Here is a 19,064-nt window from a genome sequence, read left to right on the forward strand (position 1 = left end):
GGCGGCGACGCGGCCGCGCTGTGGCGCTCGCTGCTGCCCGTGCCCCGCGCCGGGCAGGACGGCGCCGACGGCCTGGCGGGACGGCTGGCCCGGCTGCCGGAGGCCGACCGCGCCGACCGTCTCCTGGCCCTGGTCCGCGAGGAGGCCTCCCGCGCCCTCGGTCTGCGCTCGGCGGAGTCCGTCCGCCCCGACCTGCCGCTGCGCGACCTCGGCATGGACTCGGTGACGGCGGTGGAGCTCCGTAACCGCATCGGTGCCCGCCTCGGCTCCCGGCTCCCGGCCACCCTGCTGTTCGACCACCCCACCCCGGCCCGCCTCACCGAGCACCTGCTGGCCACCGTGATCGCGACGAGCGGCCCCACCGCCGGCCGTCCCGCGTCCGCCGCGCCTCACACCCGCGCCGCGGCGCACGACGAGCCGGTCGCCCTGGTGGCCATGGCCTGCCGCCTGCCGGGCGGCGTGGGCGACCCCGAGGAGCTGTGGCAGCTGGTCGCCGAGGGCCGTGACGCGATCGGCCCCTTCCCGGCCGGGCGCTGGGACGTCGAGTCGCTGTACGACCCCGACCCGGAGGCCCCGGGCAAGTCCTACGCCCGCGAAGGCGGCTTCCTGGACGACATCGAGTCCTTCGACGCGGGCTTCTTCGGCATCACCCCGAAGGAGGCCGCCGCCATGGACCCCCAGCAGCGACTGCTCCTGGAGACCGCGTGGGAGGCGCTGGAGCGCGCCGGGATCGTGCCCGCCGAACTGGCGGGCAGCACCACCGGCGTGTACGTCGGCATGTTCGGCAGCGACTACCTTTCGGGCTCCCGACTCGACCAGCTGGACGGATACGTCGGCACCGGGTCGGCGCTCAGCGTGGCCTCGGGCCGGCTGGCGTACGCGCTCGGGCTGCACGGCCCGGCGCTGACGGTGGACACGGCCTGCTCGTCATCGCTGGTCGCGGTGCACCTCGCGGCGCAGGCGCTGCGGTCGGGCGAGTGCGACCTCGCGCTGGCCGGCGGTGTGACGCTCATGGTGACCCCGCAGACCTTCGTGGAGTTCAGCCGGCTGCGGGGCCTGTCCCCGACCGGCCGCTGCCGCTCCTTCTCCGACGACGCCGACGGCGCCATCTGGGCCGAGGGTGTCGGCATGCTCGTACTGAAGCGGCTGAGCGACGCGCGGCGGGACGGCGACGAGGTGCTGGCGGTGCTGCGCGGCACGGCCGTCAACCAGGACGGCCGCAGCCAGGGCCTGTCCGCGCCCAACGGCCCGGCGCAGGAACAGGTGATCCGGCGGGCCCTGGAGCTGTCCGGCCTCGAACCCGCCGACATCGACTACGTGGAGGCGCACGGCACGGGCACGACGCTGGGCGACCCGATCGAGGCGAACGCCTTGGCGCAGGTCTTCGGTGACACCCGTCCCCGGCACCGCCCGCTGTACCTGGGCTCGTTGAAGTCCAACCTCGGGCACACGCAGGCCGCCTCGGGCATCGCCGGGCTGATCAAGGTGGTGCAGTCGCTGCGCCACCGGATGCTGCCGGCCACCCTGCACGCCGGCACACCGAGTCGGCACGTCGAGTGGGACGGCAGCGGCCTGCACCTGCTGCAGGAGGCCGTGCCCTGGCCGGCGGCGGGGGAGCGGGTCCGGCGGGCCGGGGTCAGCGCCTTCGGAATCAGCGGGACCAACGCCCATGTGATCGTCGAGGAGCCCCCGCCGTCCGCGCCGGCGCCCGAGCCCGCAGGCGAACTCCCGCCGGGAAGGCGACTGTTCGTGCTGTCCGGGCGGAGCGAGGCCGCGCTGCGGGGGCAGGCCACACGGCTGGCCCGGCACCTCACCGGTGACACCGCGCTGCCGGACGTCGTCTACACCCTGGCCCGGCACCGGAGTCACTTGGCCTGGCGGGTGGCGGTCACGGCGGGCGACCGGGACGAACTGCGCGCCGCGCTCGACGCCGTGGGCAGCGGACGGGTGCGACCGGCCACGCCGCGCGAGGCGGAGACGGGCAAGGTGGCCTTCGTCTTCGCCGGGCACGGTGGTCAATGGCCGGGCATGGGCCTGGAGTTGCTGTCCGGATCGCAGGCCTTCCGCGAGGAGCTGACCCGGATCGACGAAGCGGTGCAGCGGCACGTCGGCTGGTCGGTGCTCAACGCGCTGCGAGCGCCCGAGGAGTTCTCCCCGCTGCACCGGACCGAGTGCCTGCAACCGGTGCTGTTCGCGGTCAACGCGGCGCTGGCGGCCGCGTGGCGGGACCTCGGCGTCACCCCGGACGCCGTGGTCGGGCACAGCCTGGGCGAGATCGCCGCCGCCTACAGCGCGGGCGCCCTCGGCCTGGACGACGCCGTATCCGTGGTGGCCGGGCGGGCCCAGGCCGTCGTCCCGCAGGTCGGTCAGGGCGGTATGGCCGCGGTGGAACTGCCGCGGGCGCAGGTCGAGGAACTCCTCGCCCCTTACGCGGACCGGCTGTTCGTCGCCGCGGTCAACAGCGCGGGCTCCACGGCCGTCTCCGGCGCCGCCGACGCGCTGGCCGAGCTGCGCCGCGGGCTCGAGGAGCGGGGGATCGCCGTACGACGGCTGTCGACGCCGTTCGCCTCGCACACCCCGCTGATGGAACCCCTGCGCCAGGAGCTGCTCGACCGCTTCTCCGGCATCCGGGGCGCACGGGCGTCGACCCCGCTGTACTCGACGGTGCTGGCCGAACCCGTCTCCGGCGACCGGCTGGACGCCGACTACTGGTACGCCAACCTCAGGCAGCCCGTCCGTTTCGCCGACACCGTCCGACGGATGCTGGACGACGGCTACCGCTACTTCGTCGAGCTCAGCCCGCACCCGTCGCTGCTGTCGTCCATCGAGGCGGTGGCCGCCGAAGCCGGCATCGACGTGGCCGGCGTCGGCTCGCTGCACCGTCAGCAGGACGGCCCCGACGTCCTGCTGCGCAGGGTGGGCGAGTTGTACGTCGCGGGCCACACGCCCGACTGGCCGGCGCTGTTCCCCCAAGGCCGTCGCGTCGATCTGCCGACGTACGCCTTCGCCCGCGAACGCCACTGGCTCACACCCGCCCCGGCCATCGCCACGGGCTCCTCACCGCTCCTCGGCACGCACGTCCAGTCCAGCGACGAGCCCGACCGGCACCTCTTCCAGAGCGACATCGACCTGCGCGACAGCCGCTTCGCCTATCTGAGCGACCACCGGGTCAACGGTGAGGTCTGGCTGCCCGGTGCCGCCTTCCTCGACATGGTGCTGGAGGCCGCCACTGCGGTGCAGGACGGTCGCCAAGTTCAGCTGAGCGAGATCGTGTTCGTGCAGCCGTTGCGGATGGATCCCGAACGGCCCGTACGGGTGCAGCTGGTACTGCGGCCCGCCCAGGACGGCTTCCGGTCCTTCACCGTCGCCTCCGCGGCCGCCGGTGAGCGGCGCCCGCGGTGGGAGCGGCACGTCAGCGGACGCGTCGCGGTGACCGGCGAGCAGCCCCCGGCCGACGAGCGGCACGACGCCGTACGGCTCGCCGCCGCGCGTGAGCGGTGCACGCAGGACGTGGACCTGCCGTCGGTGTACGCCGGGCTGACCACCCTCGGCATCGACTACGGCCCCGCCTTCCGAGGCCTGGAGCACGGCCGCCGCGGGCACTCGGCGGCCCTGGCGCGACTGGCCGCCAGGCCCGCCGCGGGTCACCTGCTGCACCCTGCCGTGCTCGACGCCGCGTTCCACACCGCGGCCCTGCCCGGGGACGCGCCCGAGGGCCGGGCGTTCGTGCCCGCCGGGGCGGGACGGTTGCGGTTCACCGGCCTGCGCACCGCGCCTGCCTGGGCCGGCTGCGAAGTGCGCTCCATGTCCGGCGACACCGCCACCCTGGACCTCAGGATCTGGGACGAGGACGAGCAACTCCTCCTGGAGATCGAGGAGTTCCGGCTGGTCGCGCTCTCACCGCTGGAGGGCTCCCTCTTCGAGACCCGCTGGCATCAGCGCCCGGTGGCGCAGGAACCGCCGGTGAAGGGCAGCTGGCTGATCCTGGCCGACGACACGGGAGTGGCGGATGCCCTCGGCGAGCGGCTCGGCTCCTCGGTGCCGCACGTCGTCGCCCGCAGGGGCAACGCCTTCGCCGTCGAGGGACGGGGACGCTACGTCCTCGATCCGGCCGACCCCGACCACCTTTCCCGGCTGCTGGAGGAGGCCTTCGCGGGCGGACAGCCCGAGCAGGTGGTCCAGCTGACCGCGCTCGACGCCCCGCCGATCGGCGACGCCGGATCGGCCGAGCAGGCGGCGCGGCTGTGCTGCCTGAGCACCCTGCACCTGGTGCGCGCCCTCGCGTCCCGTCCGCAGGGGCGGGCGCCGCGCCTGTTCGTGGTCGTACGCGGCAGCCAGGCAGCCGGCGACAGCACCTGGGTGACCAACCCGCAGCAGGCGCTCGCCTGGGGCTTCGGGCTCGCGGTGGCGCAGGAGTACCCGGAGCTGTCGACCACGCTGATCGACCTGCCGCCCACCGACGGTGTCGATGCCCTGTGGGCCCAGCTCAGGCACGCCGACGACGAACGGCTCGTCGCCCTGCGCGGGACCGGCCGTCTGGTGCCGCGGCTGGCCCGCACCCGCCCGGACGACGGCGGTCACGGCGAGACCTCCGTGGATGGTGTGCACCTGATCACCGGCGGTCTGGGCGGTCTCGGTCGCGTCGTCGCCGAGCGGCTGGTCCGCCGCGGGGCCCGCCGGCTGGCTCTCATGAGCCGGGGCAGGCCCGACGCGGAGGCCGGCAACTGGATCACGGGTCTGGAAGAGCGGGGCGTCACCGTGCACCTGGCCCGCGCCGACGTCGCCGACCGGGCAAGTCTCACGGCCGCCCTGGACGCCGTACGGCACGCCTGTGGCCCGATCGCCACGGTCGTGCACACCGCCGGTGTGCTCGACGACGCCACGGTGGCGAACCTGACCGACGAACGCGTCCTGCGCGTCCTCGCCCCGAAGGTCCTGGGCACCGCTCTCCTCACCGAGCTGGTCCCGGAGGCCCAGAACCTGGTCCTGTTCGCCTCCGCGGCAGGACTCCTCGGGTCGGCCGGGCAGAGCCCGTACTCGGCGGCGAACGCCTTCCTCGACGCCTGGGCACACCACCTCTCCCGCACCGACCGTCGGGCGCTGAGCCTGGACTGGGGTGCCTGGGCCGGTGTCGGCATGGTCGCCGGGTCCGGCACCAGGGCCGCCGAGACCAGCCGCTCGGGCCTGGTCGCCTTCTCTCCGCAGGAGGGAGGCGAGTTGTTCGAGCGGGTACTGGCGAGCGCCCGCCGCCAGCTCGCGCCGATGGCCCTGGACCGGGAGATGCTGACGCTCGTCCCCGACGCCGTGCGCACCCGCCCGATCCTGGGCGACCTGGTCACCGCCCCGACGGGCACGGCCGCCTCGGACGACCTCGTCAAGAAGGTGTGCGCGGCGACGACGGACGAGGAGCGCGCCACCTGGCTGGAGGCGTACGTCCGGGCCCGGGTCGGCGAGGTCTCCGGGGGAGTGGTCGACGTGTCGGCGACCACGGGCCTGAAGGAACTGGGCCTGGACTCCCTGATGCTGGTGCGGTTGCGCAACGCCTTCGTCCGCGAACTGGGCGTGGAGCTCCCGGCCGCGGACGTGTTCGCGGCGTCCGACATCCGCGGCCTCGCCCAGGCCCTGGCCCAGGGCCTTCCGGAGCGAGGGGCCGTGCCGCAGCAGGACACCGGCGGCCACGGCGACCTCGCGGGAGAGGTCCCGGAAACCGAACTGCGGCCCGCGACGCGCGACGTCGTACGACTGCTGCGCAGCGCCCAGCCGGGCATGCCGGACGCGGCCCACGGCATCGGCCTCGCCGTACGGCTGATCGCGCCGACCACCTCGGAGACGCTCACCGGCATCCTCACCCGGCTCGTCGCGCGACACGCGGCCCTGCGCACCGCCATCGTCACCGGGGAGGAAGGCGTCCGGCAGCTGCGCGTGGACCGGGAGCCGGCGCAGCCGGTGCTGCGCTGGACGGTCGGCGAAGGCCCACTCGACGGCGCCGAGCGCCTGCGTGCCCTGCTGGAGCCGCCGTTCGACCTGGCGACCACACCGCTGTGGCGGTTCGAGCTGGTGGACGGCGGTGCACACGGCCAGATTCTGGTGTTCGGCGCCCACCACGCGGTCAGCGACCTGCAGTCGCTGCTGCTCGTGGCCGGGGAGGTCGACGCGGAACTGTCCGGCACCCCGCTCGACGACGCCGTCACCAACCGCGACATCGCCCTGCTCATCGAGGCCCAGCAGGGCGGTGAGGGGGCGGGCGCCGAGTGGCGCGGGCACTTCCACGGCAGCGAACGGCTCGACCTGGAGCTGGCCCGGCCGCGCCCGGCGACCCGGTCGTACCGGGCCGGCAGCGTGACCGTGACGATTCCCGACGGGCTGATGGAACGGGTCGCGGCGGCCGCGAGCAGGCTGGCCGTCACTCCCGCCGCCTTCTGCCTGGGCACCCTGACGGTGCTGCTGGCCAGGAAGCGGGAACGGGAGCGGTTCGTGCTCGCGGTGCCCGTGGACACACGCATCCACGCCGACGCGTACGACGCGGTGGGCTTCTTCGGCGTGCCGGTGCCGTTCCCGGCCGAGGCCCGCGCGGGCGAACAGGTCGCCGAGGTGCTGCGCCGCACCGATGCGCGCCTGCAGCGCCTCCTGGCCAAGGGCGCCATGTTCTCCGACGTGCTGGCCACCCTGGCCCGGCAGGGCCTGCACCGGGAGCACGCGCCGCTCGTCGAGGTCTACTTCAACTACGTACGGTCCTCGCGCCGGCTCACCCGGCTGGAGGTGCTGCCGGTCGGCACCGGCTACTCCGATCTCGACCTGATGATCACCATGACCCCGGACGCGGCAAGCATCCGGCTCGACCACAACCTGGACATCCTGGACGCCGCGACCACCGCCGAGTTGGGGGAGGAGTTCCTGCGGTTGCTGGGGGAGGCGGCTGAGAACCCTGCGGCACCGGCGCGCGCCGGCACCCGGGCTCCCGCGGGTACGGCGCCCGCACCTCGCCGGTCCCTGGCCCTCGCCGCCACCTTCGCCCTGGGCAACCTCCCGCTGATGTGCCAGGCAGCCGTCGAGAACGGGGCCACGGACGGCGGACCGGCGATCACCGAGGCGCCGTACCACCACGTGCTCGCGAGTCTCCAGGACCCCTCGGGCGTCTTCGCCGACCCCGCGACCGCGGTGGGTGCGGTGCTGCTGCGGGCGGTGGACCTGGAGCGCTTCGGCGCGGTCGACGACGCGCTGCTCGCCGAGCTGCGCACCGCCTACCCGGCCGCACTGAAGGCCCTGTCGGAACGCACCCGCAAGCCGCTGGTCGTCGGCTTCCTGCCCGCCGCCCGTCAGGAGGACCGACTGACGCAGTGGGAGCGCGAGGTCGCCGCCGACCTGGCCGGCCTGCCCGGCATCGCGGTGCTCGGCCCCGACGACTGGACCCGGCACCACCCTGGCGGGGAACGCTTCGACGAGCGGACCGAGCGGCTGGCCCACCTGCCCTTCACGCCGCCCTTCCAGGCGGCCGTTGCGCTGCGCCTCGCCGACGTCGTACGGGCGGTGCTGCGCCCCACGCCCAAGGTGATCGCGGTGGACGGCGACGAGACCCTGTGGGGCGGGGTCGCCGGCGAGATCGGCCCCGAGGCCGTCGACCTGACCGGTCCGCGCGCCCTGCTCGCGCGAAGGCTGCTGCAGTGGCGCGAGGCGGGCGCGCTGCTGGCGCTCGTCAGCAACAACGACGAGGCCACGGTCCGCGCCGTGCTGGACCGCCCGGACAGCCTGCTGAAGGCGGAACACTTCAGCGTGCTGTCGGCCGCCTGGGGACCGAAGCCGGGCCGCCTGGCCGAGGCCGCACGCACGCTCGGCCTCGGCCTGGACAGCTTCCTGTTCCTGGACGACAACCCCGCCGAGATCGCCAAGGTGCGCTCCGTGCTGCCGCAGGTGCTGTCGGTGACCTGTCCGTCCGCGGACGAACTTGAGGAGTTCCTGGGCCGGTTGTGGCCGCTGGTCCCCGCGGCGGTGACCGCCGAGGACGTGCTGCGGGCCCGGTTCTACGCGCAGGAACGGGAGCGGGAGACCGTCCGCGCAGCCGCCGGGTTCGAGGAGTTCCTCGCGCAGCTGCAGCTGGAGGTCGACATCCGGGCGCTGTCCGAGGCCGACGTGCAGCGGGCCGAGCAACTCGTCCGCCGCACCAACCAGTTCACGCTCCACTGCCGGTCGGCCGACGGCGGCGACGTCGCCCGGTGGCGGGAGCGGGGCGAGGTGTGGACGGCGGCGGCCCGGGACCGGTTCGGTGACTACGGGCAGATCGCCCTTCTCGCCCTGTGCGCGGACCGCGACCAACTCGAGGTCATGGGCTGGCTGATGAGCTGCCGGGCGCTCGGCCGAGGGGTCGAGGAACGCCTGTTGCAGTGGCTGGCCGACCGGGCCGAGGAACTGGGCTGCACGAAGGTCCGGCTGACGGCGGAGCGCACGGAGCGCAACGTACCGGCGCGGCGACTGGTGGCCGCGCTCGGCGGCGGTGACCAGGACGACGAGCGCCTGGAAGCCGTGGTCACACCGGACCACCTGAGGGCGTTCCGGTCCTGGGCGCAGCAGTGAGGACGTCCCGCACCAGCTGGTGAGGACTTCGTCAGGAGCAAGGACCTTGTCGGAAAGCAAGGACCTTGTCGGAAGGCAAGGGAAAGGACGCGCACATCGTGGAAGGGCTCTCATGCGTGACGTGACCGAGGACTCCGGGCAGCGGGCGACCGCCGAGGCGATCGAGCGCGGTGGCGGCGGGCTCAGCGTGGACGACCTGCTGGCCAGGGTGATGCAGGCCGCCACCGGTACGGACTCCGGTGCCGCCGCCGCCCCGCCCCGGGACGTGGACGGCGTGGCCGCCGCCATCGCCGCCGCGGCGGGCCGCCACCTGCCCGCGGGACACCTGTCGCCCGACGCCGACTTCTTCGACGCGGGGGGCACGTCCGTGCACGCCGTGGAACTCGTCGCGGAGCTGGAGGGCGAGCTGGGCATCGAGTTCGATCTGGATGAGGTGTTCGCCGACGCCCGTCCGATCAGTCTCGCCCGGCGCTGGCTGCAGGCGAGCGGGGCCGGAGCGTCGAGCGAGGCCGCCCCGCCGGCCGTGCACGCGGGCACCCCGGCGCCCACCGTCCAGGGCACTCTGCCGGTCCCGGCCGCCGGTGTGCGGCCGGCCTCCGGCGCGGATGCTGTTGCGGTTCCGGCCTCCGGCACGCTGCCGGCTACCGGCGCGTGTGATGCTGCGGTTCCGGCCCCTGGCACGCTGCCGCTCTCCGCTGCGGGCGCTCTTCCGGCCCCCGCCCCGCCTACCCTCCCGATCCCGACTCCGCGTACCCCACCGGCGCTCCGCCCCCGTGCCGGCAGCAGCGACGACCGGTATGCCAGGGCCCGCCGCGAGGACCTCGACCAGATCCTCGCCGATCTGGCCCTCGCCGACCGCCTGCCGTTCGCCGACGTGCCCGAGCCGCTGCCGCCCCGCCGGATCCTGCTGACCGGCGCCACCGGCTTTCTCGGCAGTCACATGCTGCTCGACCTGCTCCGGCACAGCGACGCGCATGTCTATTGCCTTGTTCGCGCGGCCGACGAGGAGGCGGCCGTCGCCCGGCTCGGCGAGGCGCTGAAGAATTACCGGCTGCCCTGGTCGTCGGAGGTGCGGCGCCGGGTGACCCTGCTGCCCGGCGACATCCGGCGGCCGCGGCTTGGCCTGTCCGACGAACTGTGGCACACGCTCGCCCACGAACTGGACAGCGTCGTGGGGGTGGCCGCGGCCGTGGACTTCCTGCGCGGCTATCAGTCGCTGCGGGCGAGCAACGTCCTCGGCGCGCTCACCCTCGCCGAACTCGCGGCCACCGGGCGGCCCAAGCCGCTGCACCACATCTCCTCGATCGCCGTCTTCAACGAAGTCGGCATCACCTCCATGGGCGAGGACGATCCACTCGCGCACGTCGACCGGCTCGTCTCGGGCTACGACCAGTCGAAGTGGGCCGCCGAGGTCGCCCTGCGCCGTGCCCGCGACCACGGCCTGGTCGTCACCGCGCTGCGCCCCGGCGGCATCGGCGGCCACACGAAGACCGGCGCCTACAACCCGCAGGACCTCAGCAGCGGCCTGATCTCGGCCTTCGGCCGCTTCCGCACCGTACCTGCCTTCCGCTGCCTGAACGCCGCCCCGGTGGACTGGGTGAGCCGGGTCGCCGTCGCCGCGATCTGCGAGCCCGACGCCTGGGGCTACGACTACAACCTCACCGGCGTGCCCAACACCCTCGACGACGTCGTCCGTGACATGGCGCTCGGAGGCATGCACGTGCGCGTCCAGGACTGGGACGAGTGGCGCACCGACGCCCTGGCCCGCCTGGAGGCCGAACCGGTCCCCGAACTCGCCTTCCTGGCCAGGGTGTTGCAGAGCCCCACCGCCCTCAAGCTGTGCGAGGCGACCCTGAAGGGCCCGGCGGCCGGAGGCGCACGCACCGCCGCGCTGGTCGAGGCTCTCGGGCTGCCGCCCGCGGCCCGCTACGACGCACCGGCACAGATGAGGACCTTCGAGCGGCTCGCCGAGGACGGCCTCGCCCGGCTGCCCCACAGGGACGACCAGCCCTACCTGTGGTTCTCGGAGACGACACAGGGCAGTGTGGGACCGGTCGGCGCCCCCTCCGACAGCCCCTGCTCGATGGCGCTCACCCTTTCCATCGCGAGCATGTACCAGCTGGTGAAGGAGCGCCGGGTGGACGTGACCGGCGAGGTCGTCTGCGCCGCCGTACATCCCGAGCCACTGACCGTCGAGCACGGCGACGTATGGATCCGCCCCGAGGAGGGGATCCCGCAGCAGCACGGCCTGCGGCACCAACTCCTTCGCTATCGGCTGCGGTTGCGCGACGCCGACGGCGGCCACTGGTGGCTGGAGGGCCACAAGTACGCCCGGGCCCGCCGCGACCTGTGGCGGCAGACCCGCGCGCTGACCGTGCGGATCGGCCGCGAGGACGAGGCGGCGAGCCTGGCGGGCGAGGTCGTCGTGCCCGCCGACTCCTACGTCCGCGACCAGATCGACGGCATCAAGGTCGACCCGCGTCTGACCAGCCAGGAGAAGCGGGCCGCCAAACTGACCTGGCTCGCCTGGTTCGGCCTGGAGATGGGCCGCGGTCTGCTCGGCCCCTTCACCCGCGCCGCCGCGGACCTGCTCGACCTGCGCCGCACCCCGACCCTCACGGAGCATGACCGATGATCTTCAGGACGACCACCTCCCGCGTCGCCGGGCCGGCACTGCGGCGGGTCAGGACCACCGCGGCCCTGCGCCCGCTCCATCACCGCCTCGACCCGGCCCGCGTCGAGGAGATCCCCTTCCGGGCGGACGACGGCGTCCGCCTCGGCCTGACCCGCATCCACACCGGCGCCACGGACCGCCCCGCCGTGCTGCTCCTGCACGGACACACCGCGTCCGCCGACATGTTCCTGCTTCCGGAGACCCGCAACCTGGTCGACGTCCTCCTCGACGAAGGCTACGAGCCCTGGCTGCTCGACTGGCGGGGCAGCTGCCGGCTGCCGTACAACGAGACCGGCCAGAGGTACACATACGACGACGTGGCCCTGTACGACATCCCCGCGGCCGTCAGTTATGTCCGTGAGCGCACGGGCGACCGCCCGCTGTTCGTGGTCGCCCACTGCATCGGCTCGCTCACGCTGTCCCTGAGCATGGCGGCGGGACTGGTGCCGGGCCTGGCCGGCGTGGTGTCGCAGGGCGTGTTCCTTACGCCCAAGCTCGCCGGCCGCACATCGCTGCGGATGTCGCTGGCGGGGGAGCTGCTGAAGACGCGGATCGACCACATTCCGGTCGACTTCCGCAAGGTGGGCCTGTGGTCGAAGTACACCCCGCTGTTCGCACTCGCGTCACGGAAGGCGAGCTGCCCGGACCCGACCTGCCAGATCCTGCACAACTCCGCCTGGGGCACGGGCGCCTCGCTCTTCCTCCACGAGAACCTCTCCGAGGCCACCCACGCCCGCCTCGCCGACCTCCTCGGCCCCGCCCCGCTCTGGATCCTGCCCCACCTGCGCCGCATCGAGCTGGCCCGCAGCGTGGTCAGCTGGCACGAGACCGATCACCGCTACCGTGCCCTGCCGCCCAACGCACTGGACGCGGCCGGCCGTATCGACACCTCCGTGCTGCTGCTCGCGGGCAGCGAGAACGGGTTGTGGCTGGACTCCCAGCGACTCTGCCACGACGTACTCGCCCGTCGCCAGCCCCAGTTGGACGTGTCCTACACCGAGATCCCCGGTTACGGCCACCTGGACACGTTCCTGGGCCGGGGCGCCGCCCTCGACGTCTTCGGGCACATCCTCGAATTCCTCGGCGGACGGGGGTGATGGACGGCCGGTCGGCCGACTACCGAACTCGCCCCAGACCCACAGGTTCGCCACATCCCCTCCCGTCACGCCTACTGCCGAACGGGTACACGTGAGGCCGCTCCGCACGCCAGACCACCGCTCGGATCCCATAGACAACCAGCATCGCCGCGCTGACAGTTCCGCGAACACATCCCGCCCGCCGACCGGCACGTAGGTCCGGTTCTGCTTGGCCACCTGATGCACCTCCCACCCGGACCGTACGGACAGGTGCCTTGCTCACGCCGGGGCGTCCGTGGATCTCTGATCATCCGAGCGGCAGACGATGCGGGAGTTCAGCGGGGCGTTCGGCGGACGTGATCAGAGGTTGGAAGGCTGGGCGTACGGGGAGCCGTGCGGGCTTCGGCGGAAGCCCACCAACCACGTCTTCTGGTGCACCTGCGCCGAGGACTACACCCACATCAAGCCGGTCTGGAAGTTGACCACCACCGACAAGGAGAAGACGGCGCTGTCCTCGATGCTCGACACCTTCACCAACTGACCCGCTCTCGACATCAGCTGGCGGTCACCGGGCAGTTGTCCGGTGACCGCGGGCTGCATGCCCGAAAAGGCACCGGCCTTGGCACACACGGATGGGTGGTCGAGCTCACCTTCGCGTGGCTCCACGGCTTCCGGTGCCGGGCGAATCTGCTGGCAACGGCGGGCCGACATCGGCGAGGTGCTTCTCAACCTGGCCTGCTGTCTGATCGGCCACCGGCTGCTCACCGTTGTGAGCGGGCAGCTTTGTCAGTTCCGCTTGAGTACCCCGCTCAGTCCTGCCGGCACGGCTGTGGTCAGAACCCAGCCGGCGCCGGAGAGCAGCCACGAGCAGTACAGGGCGCCACCGGTGAGCAGCCATGCCTTCCGCTGTCCGAGGTCGATGATGGGTACCAGGACGGTCTGCGGCCTGTCCGCAGGCCGCCGCAGATGCCAGTTGATGCTCTGCTGCCGTCAGTTCGTCGGCGGCCGGCATCGTTCCCCCATCGGCTTCGGACAGGTCATCGCCGTTCTCGCGCGCCCCGGCGACGCAGTCGACCCGATCAGGTATTGGCCAGGATCACGTGTGTTTTCCCTCTCCCGCCGGCAGGGCTCCGGCTGCTGGTGCGGAGCCGCCTAGAGCAGACCGAGGTCGCCGAGTTCCTTGTGGAGGTCGGCGCGCGGGTGGTCGGAGCGCACTTGAACGTTGCCGCGCGTGGCCGGCCCCGGTCCCTGGCGAGAGCCCGCGCCTGTGTCGGCCCGCGAGCGCCGGTCCCGGAAGATCCAGGCCCCGGCCAGGCCGCCGATGAGGCCTCCCAGGTGTCCCAGCCAGCTCACTCCCGGCGTTCCGGGGACGGCCACGGTGAGCAGGTAGGCGAAGGAGGCCGCCATGACCACACCGATCAGCGTGTCGATCAGGTGCCGGTCGAACAGCCCACGCACCACGACATAGCCGAAGTATCCGAAGATCAGGCCGCTGGCGCCGACCGTATCCACATCGCCTCGTTCGAGGAACCACACCGCGAGCCCGCTGGTCACGCCGACCAGCAGGCTCAGACCGAGAAAGCGGGCCACCCCTCGGTAGGCGGCGAGGAAACCGAAGACGAACAGTGGCCCGGAGTTGCTCTCGATGTGTGCCCAGTTCCAGTGCAGCAAAGGCGCGACGAGGATGTCGGGCAGCGTGCCGACGTCGCCGGACCTGATTCCGTAGTCCCTGGAAAGGGCGTAGTGGTCGGCGTAGTTGACGAGCTGCAGAACCCAGATGAGCGCGAGGCCCCCGAACATCACGAAGAACGCCTTCCGCGCCTCCGCGATGACCTGCTCCGCGCTGACAGGCAAGGCGTCGGCCTGGTCTGTGTATGACGCACCCATGGCACGCTCCCTCCCCTGGCGGATCCGCATCCGCACCGCAACACTGCACACTCTACGTAGTGTCGGGCGGTCGCTGCGGGCGACGTCGGTGCCGGGCTGCCACTGCCTCTGCTTACGCCGGCCGGGCAGCGCCGCGGCGGACGGCTCAGCGGCGCCGCTCGGGTGCTGGCGCAGCGATGCGTCACCATGAGCGGGTCCGGGTGGCAGAACGTGTGCGGGTTCGTGAGATCGATGACGGTGAAGGCCGGAGGTTGCTGCAAAGCCCGGCACCTGGGTCGGTGTTCCGGACTCCGCACTCTTGTCGGTCTCGCGGGTCAGCTTGCGGAGGGACGCGGGGCGCGCAGGTGCGCCCGTTCCTTCAGCTCCTCCTCGTCGACCAGCGTGAGCATCGGCTGACCCGGCGCGCACACCATGGTCACCACGAACTTGGTCGGTGCGTCCGACAGGGCGTTGCCGTCCTGGTAGTGGATCACGTCACCGCCTGGCTCCCAGAACGTCCCACCGGCCTCGACCACACGCTCCGGCTCACCCTCGAGCTCGAACCGGAGCGCGCCCTCCATCACGTAGCCGAACGACGGGCCCGAGTGGCGATGCGGAGGGAGCCCGGGGTGACCGGGAGGCCACTCGACGAGGATGGTCATTCCCGAGCCGCCTTCGGGAAAGAAGGGCGGAGTGACTTCCTGCAGCAATGTGACTTCGGGCGGCAAGGAGACCTCGGGGGCGCTCCCGTGTTCTGGGTTCTTCGCGGACATGTAACCACACCTCCGTAAGCCTGCCCGGAGTGGACGATCTTGCGTCGGCCACCGCATTCGTATCCGTGACAGGCCGTGTGCCTTCTGCCTCGCCCAAACGGTCTCGACACCACCCTGCCTCCCGTCGGCGGCCGCCACAATCCGGGAGCCGGCGGTATCGAGACCGCATCGCGCCATGTCATCGGCGGGCATCCAGCGCCGTAGCGATGTCCGTCCGAACGGGTGGCGCCGCCCTCACCGGCTTCGCGGGAGCGCTCCTCGGCCGCCGGGCCGGCGTCTGGGCGGCCGGCGGCGGCCCTCCTCGGCATCCTGGCGACCTGGGCCGCCACCGTCGCCTGGATGCACGTCAGCTTCCAGAACGCGAACTTCGACTTCTGAGCGTGGTCATCAGGGCCGGGTAACCCGTAGGTGTCGTCGTTCGGCCAGTTCCTCCGCGCCGACCACGGTCAGAACCGGGGTGCCCGGCGGCGCGAACATGGTCACCACCAGCTGTGACTGCGCGTCCGGAAGGTTGTTGGCGCCCTGGTAGTGGATCACGTCGCCCCCAGGCTCGAACAGGGCGTCACCGGCTTTGAGCACCCGGGGCGGCTGCCCCTCCAGCTCGAAGAGGATCTCGCCCTGGGTCACGTAGCCGAAGAGCGGCCCGGGGTGCCGGTGCGGCGGTGCACCGGGGTCACCGGGTGGCAGGGTGACCCGGATGGTCCTGGCTTCGGCGCCGGCCGGGATCCGGGCCGCCGCTTCCGGCAGGGTCACGATCACCTCGACGCCTGGGGGCAGGTGTGCGTGCTCAGCGCTCATGTTCTCCTCCAAACAGGGACTGTCCACAGGAAGGACAAGACGGCCTCGCGGTTTGTGACAGCTCAACGCCGGCGAACGCGGCGATGCAGCCGCCGCAGGATCGCAGCGGGCGGGCGTCCTCGCGTCCGAGTGCTGGTCCTTCAGAGGCTGAACCCCGTGGAACGGGCGGCCCACGCGCTGCGGGAGGCGTTCGGCTACGCGTACGACGAGATCGCGGGCGTGCTCCGGCTGAGCCAGGCCACTACGCGGCAGATCCTCAGCCGGGCCCGCAAGCGCCTGTCCGCCGAGCGCCGGGAACCCGTCGAGGCGGCCCAGCACCGACGGGCTGGTCGAGGCTTTCGTCGCCGCCGCGCAGAACGCCATCGTCACCGGCTGGACCACAGTCCTGAGCAGGCTCGGCATCAACTGAGGTACCGCTCCCTCTGCATCACGAACAGCAGCTCCGCCGCTGGTGTGGCATCGTGGTGGCTTGCTGGGCCTGCCGCTTTCCCCCGTAGCGGCGGGCCCAGTTCTCGTTCGGCGAGCCGCGGGTCGTGATCTCGTGCGAGCGGAGCTGAGGTGCCGCGCGCGGGTGTGCCTCGTGGAGTCACTGTGGCCCGCCCCGGTCACCGACCCCGTGCACCCGCCCATCAGCGACGAAGACCGGCAGGCACGCACCGAGTACGCCAACCGCGATGGCCCGCCAGGCGGAGCAGGCCAGTGTCGAGTACGCCGTGTACCTGACAGGAACGACCTGGGTGCCCAAGACAGAACCGCACCTCGGCTCTCGGCTCGCCACCGGCCGGCACTCCTCGGGCGGTGAACCCTTTTTCAGGGGCACCACCCCCGCGCAACGAAGCGTGCTGCATCTGCTTCACGGAGAGTCGCGTCGGTTACCGGGCCTCGCCCGCAGAAAGGGAAGCGCCGTTTCTGCGGCAACGGGGCTCACGGCCGCAAGGGCTTGCCGGGTGCGGCGCGAGTCTGGTTGGGTACCACCGCCCCAGACACATGGGGCGTGCCGGGCAGGGTGGGGAGCGGAGCAAACAGCGTGCATACGACGGTACGGGAAGACGGCTCGTGGCCCTTGCCCGACGGGCTGGCGGAGGCGATTCGTGGCACTGCTGAGGAGATCGCCGCGCTGGTGCGCAGCGCGAGCGACACGGCGCTTGCCGTGCCGGGGTCAAAATGGACCGTCGGTGAGGCCGCCGCCCACTTGGCCATAGCCAACGAACTGATGGCCGACCTGGCCGCCGGACGTGAGCGCCCCTACGGCGACGGAACGCCCCAAAGCCTGGCCGAGGCCAACGCACAGTCCCTCGCCGTCTTCGCGGAACGCCGGGCGGAGCCACTCGCGACGATGATCGCGGAGCAGGCCGAGGCATTCCTGGACGCTGTCTCGCGCTCTGCGGCCCACGGCCCCGCACCAGCCACACCCCTGGGCACGATGAGCCGGTCCGTTCTGGCGTCGTATCTGCTCACGCACATGCTCGGCCATGGATACGACCTGGCCCGCGCCCTGAAACGCCCACACATGGTCGACCGGGCACGAGTGGGACTGTGCATGCCATTCATGCTCTCGGTCATGTCGCGTGTCGCGGACCCGTCAGCCACGGCCGGGCTCGCGGCCCGTTACCGGATCCGGCTGCGCGGGGGCGAGACATTCGGCGTGGCCCTGGCCGACGGCGCCGTGCAGGTTACCCCGGGCGCGATGCGACACCGCGCGGACTGCACCATCCTGCTCGACCCCGTCGCCTTCCTGCTCATCGCGCTCGGCCGGCTGAATCCCTGGCGTGCCATCGCCCAGGGGCAGGTCCTCGCCTGGGGCCCCCGGCCCTGGCTGGCCCCCCGCTTCCCGACCCTGTTCACCGCCCCCTGACCCGGCTGACAGGACGGACACCGTAGTCAGCCGCAATACGGGGGCCGGGCCCAACCTGCCCGCCGGCGCGGCCGTCTCCGTCCATGGCATGGAGCCTTCTTCGCGTCTCGGGCACGCCACTGTGACGTCTCCAGCAGAAGCCACTGCTCAAGCTGTTCCAGGCTGACGGGCCCCTGGCGAAGGCGCTGTCACAGCCAAGACGGGCGACGGTCGCGGTGGAATCCGGGTTTCTCAGCGGCGCTTCGCTCTCCCCTGAGAAACCCGGACTGGCGGGAGTTGCCGGTGAAGCGGGTGCCGGAGGGTCGATCTCGCCGCCGACCCCGCAGCGCCCGGGCGGCACGCCGACGAGCTGAACGCCGACGTGATCCCGGATGGATTCGCCGAGGGCGCCGGCGACCGCGTCAGTGATCGCCCGGGTCAGCTGTGCCGGGGCGTCGTCGATCCCCAGCACGTGCAGCGCGGTTTCGCGCACATGGAGCGAGACGACGGGGGCGTGCACGCCGCCTGGCGCACCGCCGACACCCCAGCGGTGCCTCGGGATGCCGAAGATCTCGACGACGGCCATGGAGCGCCCCCCGCTCGCCGTACACCTGGACCAGAGCCTCGGTGAGCGACCGGACCAGCCGGCCCTCGACCGTCCCGTCGAGTTCTTCCTCGTGGACATGTACCTGGAAGTGCGGCATTGGGGTCAGAATCCGATGGTTTCGCGGAGCAGCAGGACGGTGCCGCGGCCGGGGAGGTATTCCGCGTTGAGGATGAGCAGCCGGTTGACCGCGCTGGACCACCCGTAGGTTTCCTGGGTGCGGGCGCTTTCCAGCGGGAGGCAGTGGTCTTCGACGCGCCGTAGCGCGGTGTCCAGGTCGGGGACCACCTTTTGCGCCCCGACCACCCAGATCGAGCGGGCGGCACCGCCGGCGTGGCCGGGCAACTGGCTTCCGCTGCCCGAGGCGATCACGAGAGAGCCGGTTTCGGTGACCGCGTGGACGCTGCCCACGATGACGTCGGGGCTGGCGGTCAGCCGCCGGATCTCGTCTCCTTCGGTGGCGCGGTCCATGGCCAGAATGCGCGGTTTGACGGCGTCGTAGCGCCCGCTGTCATTGATGTCGTCGGCGATGCCCGACAGGCGGAGGGTCTCGCTGGCCCCGGTGAACACACTGGCGCCCTCCGGTATCAGGTCCTTGATGCGGGCCCGCGCGTCGGCGGCCTTGTCGAGGATCTCCACGGTGAAGCCGTGTGTGGCAAGCGCGGCGGCGGCTCGTTCCACGCGCTGCGCGGGCGCCGGGTCGGTGAACGCTGTCGTCGGCATCGAGGTGGTCATGATGGGCTTCCTGTTCGCTGGATGATTTGTTCGCCTCAGCCGGTTCGACAAGACAGCACCGCGGGCACTGCTGGCCCAGCAAATCGCCGTCAATAACCCCCGCGGGCGTATGGAAAACCGCAAATCGCGTGACAAA

At 72.3% G+C, this 19,064-nt stretch carries 11 protein-coding genes; 6 read left to right on the forward strand and 5 right to left on the reverse strand.

The features are described from left to right. Positions 1 to 39 precede the first annotated feature (39 nt). The 4 genes from ABT288_RS44465 (at position 40) to ABT288_RS44480 (ending at position 12,859) form a co-directional block, all read left to right on the forward strand. Complete coding sequence (locus ABT288_RS44465; RefSeq protein ID WP_351621083.1) at positions 40 to 8,568, forward strand: HAD-IIIC family phosphatase; 8,529 nt, start codon at positions 40 to 42, stop codon at positions 8,566 to 8,568. A 112-nt stretch (positions 8,569 to 8,680) separates the two neighbouring features. Next, positions 8,681 to 11,203: a thioester reductase domain-containing protein gene (locus tag ABT288_RS44470; RefSeq protein ID WP_351621086.1), complete on the forward strand. Its 2,523-nt coding sequence runs from the start codon at positions 8,681 to 8,683 to the stop codon at positions 11,201 to 11,203. Further along, positions 11,200 to 12,339 (forward strand): alpha/beta hydrolase, encoded by a 1,140-nt coding sequence (locus ABT288_RS44475; RefSeq protein ID WP_351621089.1) that lies wholly within the window; start codon positions 11,200 to 11,202, stop codon positions 12,337 to 12,339. Before ABT288_RS44470 ends, ABT288_RS44475 begins: the two co-directional genes overlap by 4 nt. A 304-nt stretch (positions 12,340 to 12,643) precedes the next feature. Beyond that, complete coding sequence (locus ABT288_RS44480) at positions 12,644 to 12,859, forward strand: hypothetical protein (RefSeq protein WP_351621092.1); 216 nt, start codon at positions 12,644 to 12,646, stop codon at positions 12,857 to 12,859. A gap of 611 nt (positions 12,860 to 13,470) precedes the next feature. On the opposite strand, the gene ABT288_RS44490 is transcribed toward ABT288_RS44480, so the two are convergent. From ABT288_RS44490 to ABT288_RS44500, 3 genes are all read right to left on the reverse strand, one after another. Continuing rightward, complete coding sequence (locus ABT288_RS44490) at positions 13,471 to 14,205, reverse strand: rhomboid family intramembrane serine protease (protein WP_351621095.1); 735 nt, start codon at positions 14,203 to 14,205, stop codon at positions 13,471 to 13,473. A 314-nt stretch (positions 14,206 to 14,519) separates the two neighbouring features. Continuing rightward, positions 14,520 to 14,957: a cupin domain-containing protein gene (locus tag ABT288_RS44495; RefSeq protein ID WP_351621098.1), complete on the reverse strand. Its 438-nt coding sequence runs from the start codon at positions 14,955 to 14,957 to the stop codon at positions 14,520 to 14,522. 387 nt (positions 14,958 to 15,344) lie between these two features. Beyond that, positions 15,345 to 15,755 (reverse strand): cupin domain-containing protein, encoded by a 411-nt coding sequence (locus tag ABT288_RS44500; protein ID WP_351621101.1) that lies wholly within the window; start codon positions 15,753 to 15,755, stop codon positions 15,345 to 15,347. Between the two features lie 156 nt (positions 15,756 to 15,911). On the opposite strand from ABT288_RS44500, the gene ABT288_RS50430 reads away from it, so the two are divergent. Then, on the forward strand, positions 15,912 to 16,292 hold the full coding sequence (locus ABT288_RS50430; RefSeq protein WP_502972987.1) for a sigma factor-like helix-turn-helix DNA-binding protein: 381 nt from the start codon (positions 15,912 to 15,914) through the stop codon (positions 16,290 to 16,292). Positions 16,293 to 16,782: 490 nt separating this feature from the next. Continuing rightward, positions 16,783 to 17,610 carry a maleylpyruvate isomerase family mycothiol-dependent enzyme gene (locus ABT288_RS44510; protein ID WP_351621104.1) on the forward strand — a complete coding sequence of 276 codons (828 nt, stop codon included), beginning with the start codon at positions 16,783 to 16,785 and terminating at the stop codon, positions 17,608 to 17,610. On the opposite strand, the gene ABT288_RS44515 is transcribed toward ABT288_RS44510, so the two are convergent. Beyond that, positions 17,597 to 18,175 carry a tautomerase family protein gene (locus ABT288_RS44515; RefSeq protein WP_351621107.1) on the reverse strand — a complete coding sequence of 193 codons (579 nt, stop codon included), beginning with the start codon at positions 18,173 to 18,175 and terminating at the stop codon, positions 17,597 to 17,599. The genes ABT288_RS44510 and ABT288_RS44515 overlap by 14 nt on opposite strands. 123 nt (positions 18,176 to 18,298) lie before the next feature. After that, positions 18,299 to 19,064 (reverse strand): lactate utilization protein (locus ABT288_RS44520; RefSeq protein ID WP_351621110.1); only part of this gene is annotated, 766 nt, incomplete at its 5' end.

The sequence above is a fragment of the Streptomyces sp. NPDC001093 genome, assembly GCF_040298985.1.
Lineage (GTDB): Bacteria > Actinomycetota > Actinomycetes > Streptomycetales > Streptomycetaceae > Streptomyces.

Bases quoted from the DNA above. Each gene is read 5' to 3' on its own strand.
- ABT288_RS44470 (WP_351621086.1), top strand. From the start codon at position 8,681: ATGCGTGACGTGACCGAGGACTCCGGGCAGCGGGCGACCGCCGAGGCG.
- ABT288_RS44475 (WP_351621089.1), top strand. From the start codon at position 11,200: ATGATCTTCAGGACGACCACCTCCCGCGTCGCCGGGCCGGCACTGCGG.
- ABT288_RS44480 (WP_351621092.1), top strand. From the start codon at position 12,644: ATGCGGGAGTTCAGCGGGGCGTTCGGCGGACGTGATCAGAGGTTGGAA.
- ABT288_RS44490 (WP_351621095.1), bottom strand. From the start codon at position 14,205: ATGGGTGCGTCATACACAGACCAGGCCGACGCCTTGCCTGTCAGCGCG.
- ABT288_RS44495 (WP_351621098.1), bottom strand. From the start codon at position 14,957: ATGTCCGCGAAGAACCCAGAACACGGGAGCGCCCCCGAGGTCTCCTTG.
- ABT288_RS44500 (WP_351621101.1), bottom strand. From the start codon at position 15,755: ATGAGCGCTGAGCACGCACACCTGCCCCCAGGCGTCGAGGTGATCGTG.
- ABT288_RS44515 (WP_351621107.1), bottom strand. From the start codon at position 18,175: ATGGCCGTCGTCGAGATCTTCGGCATCCCGAGGCACCGCTGGGGTGTC.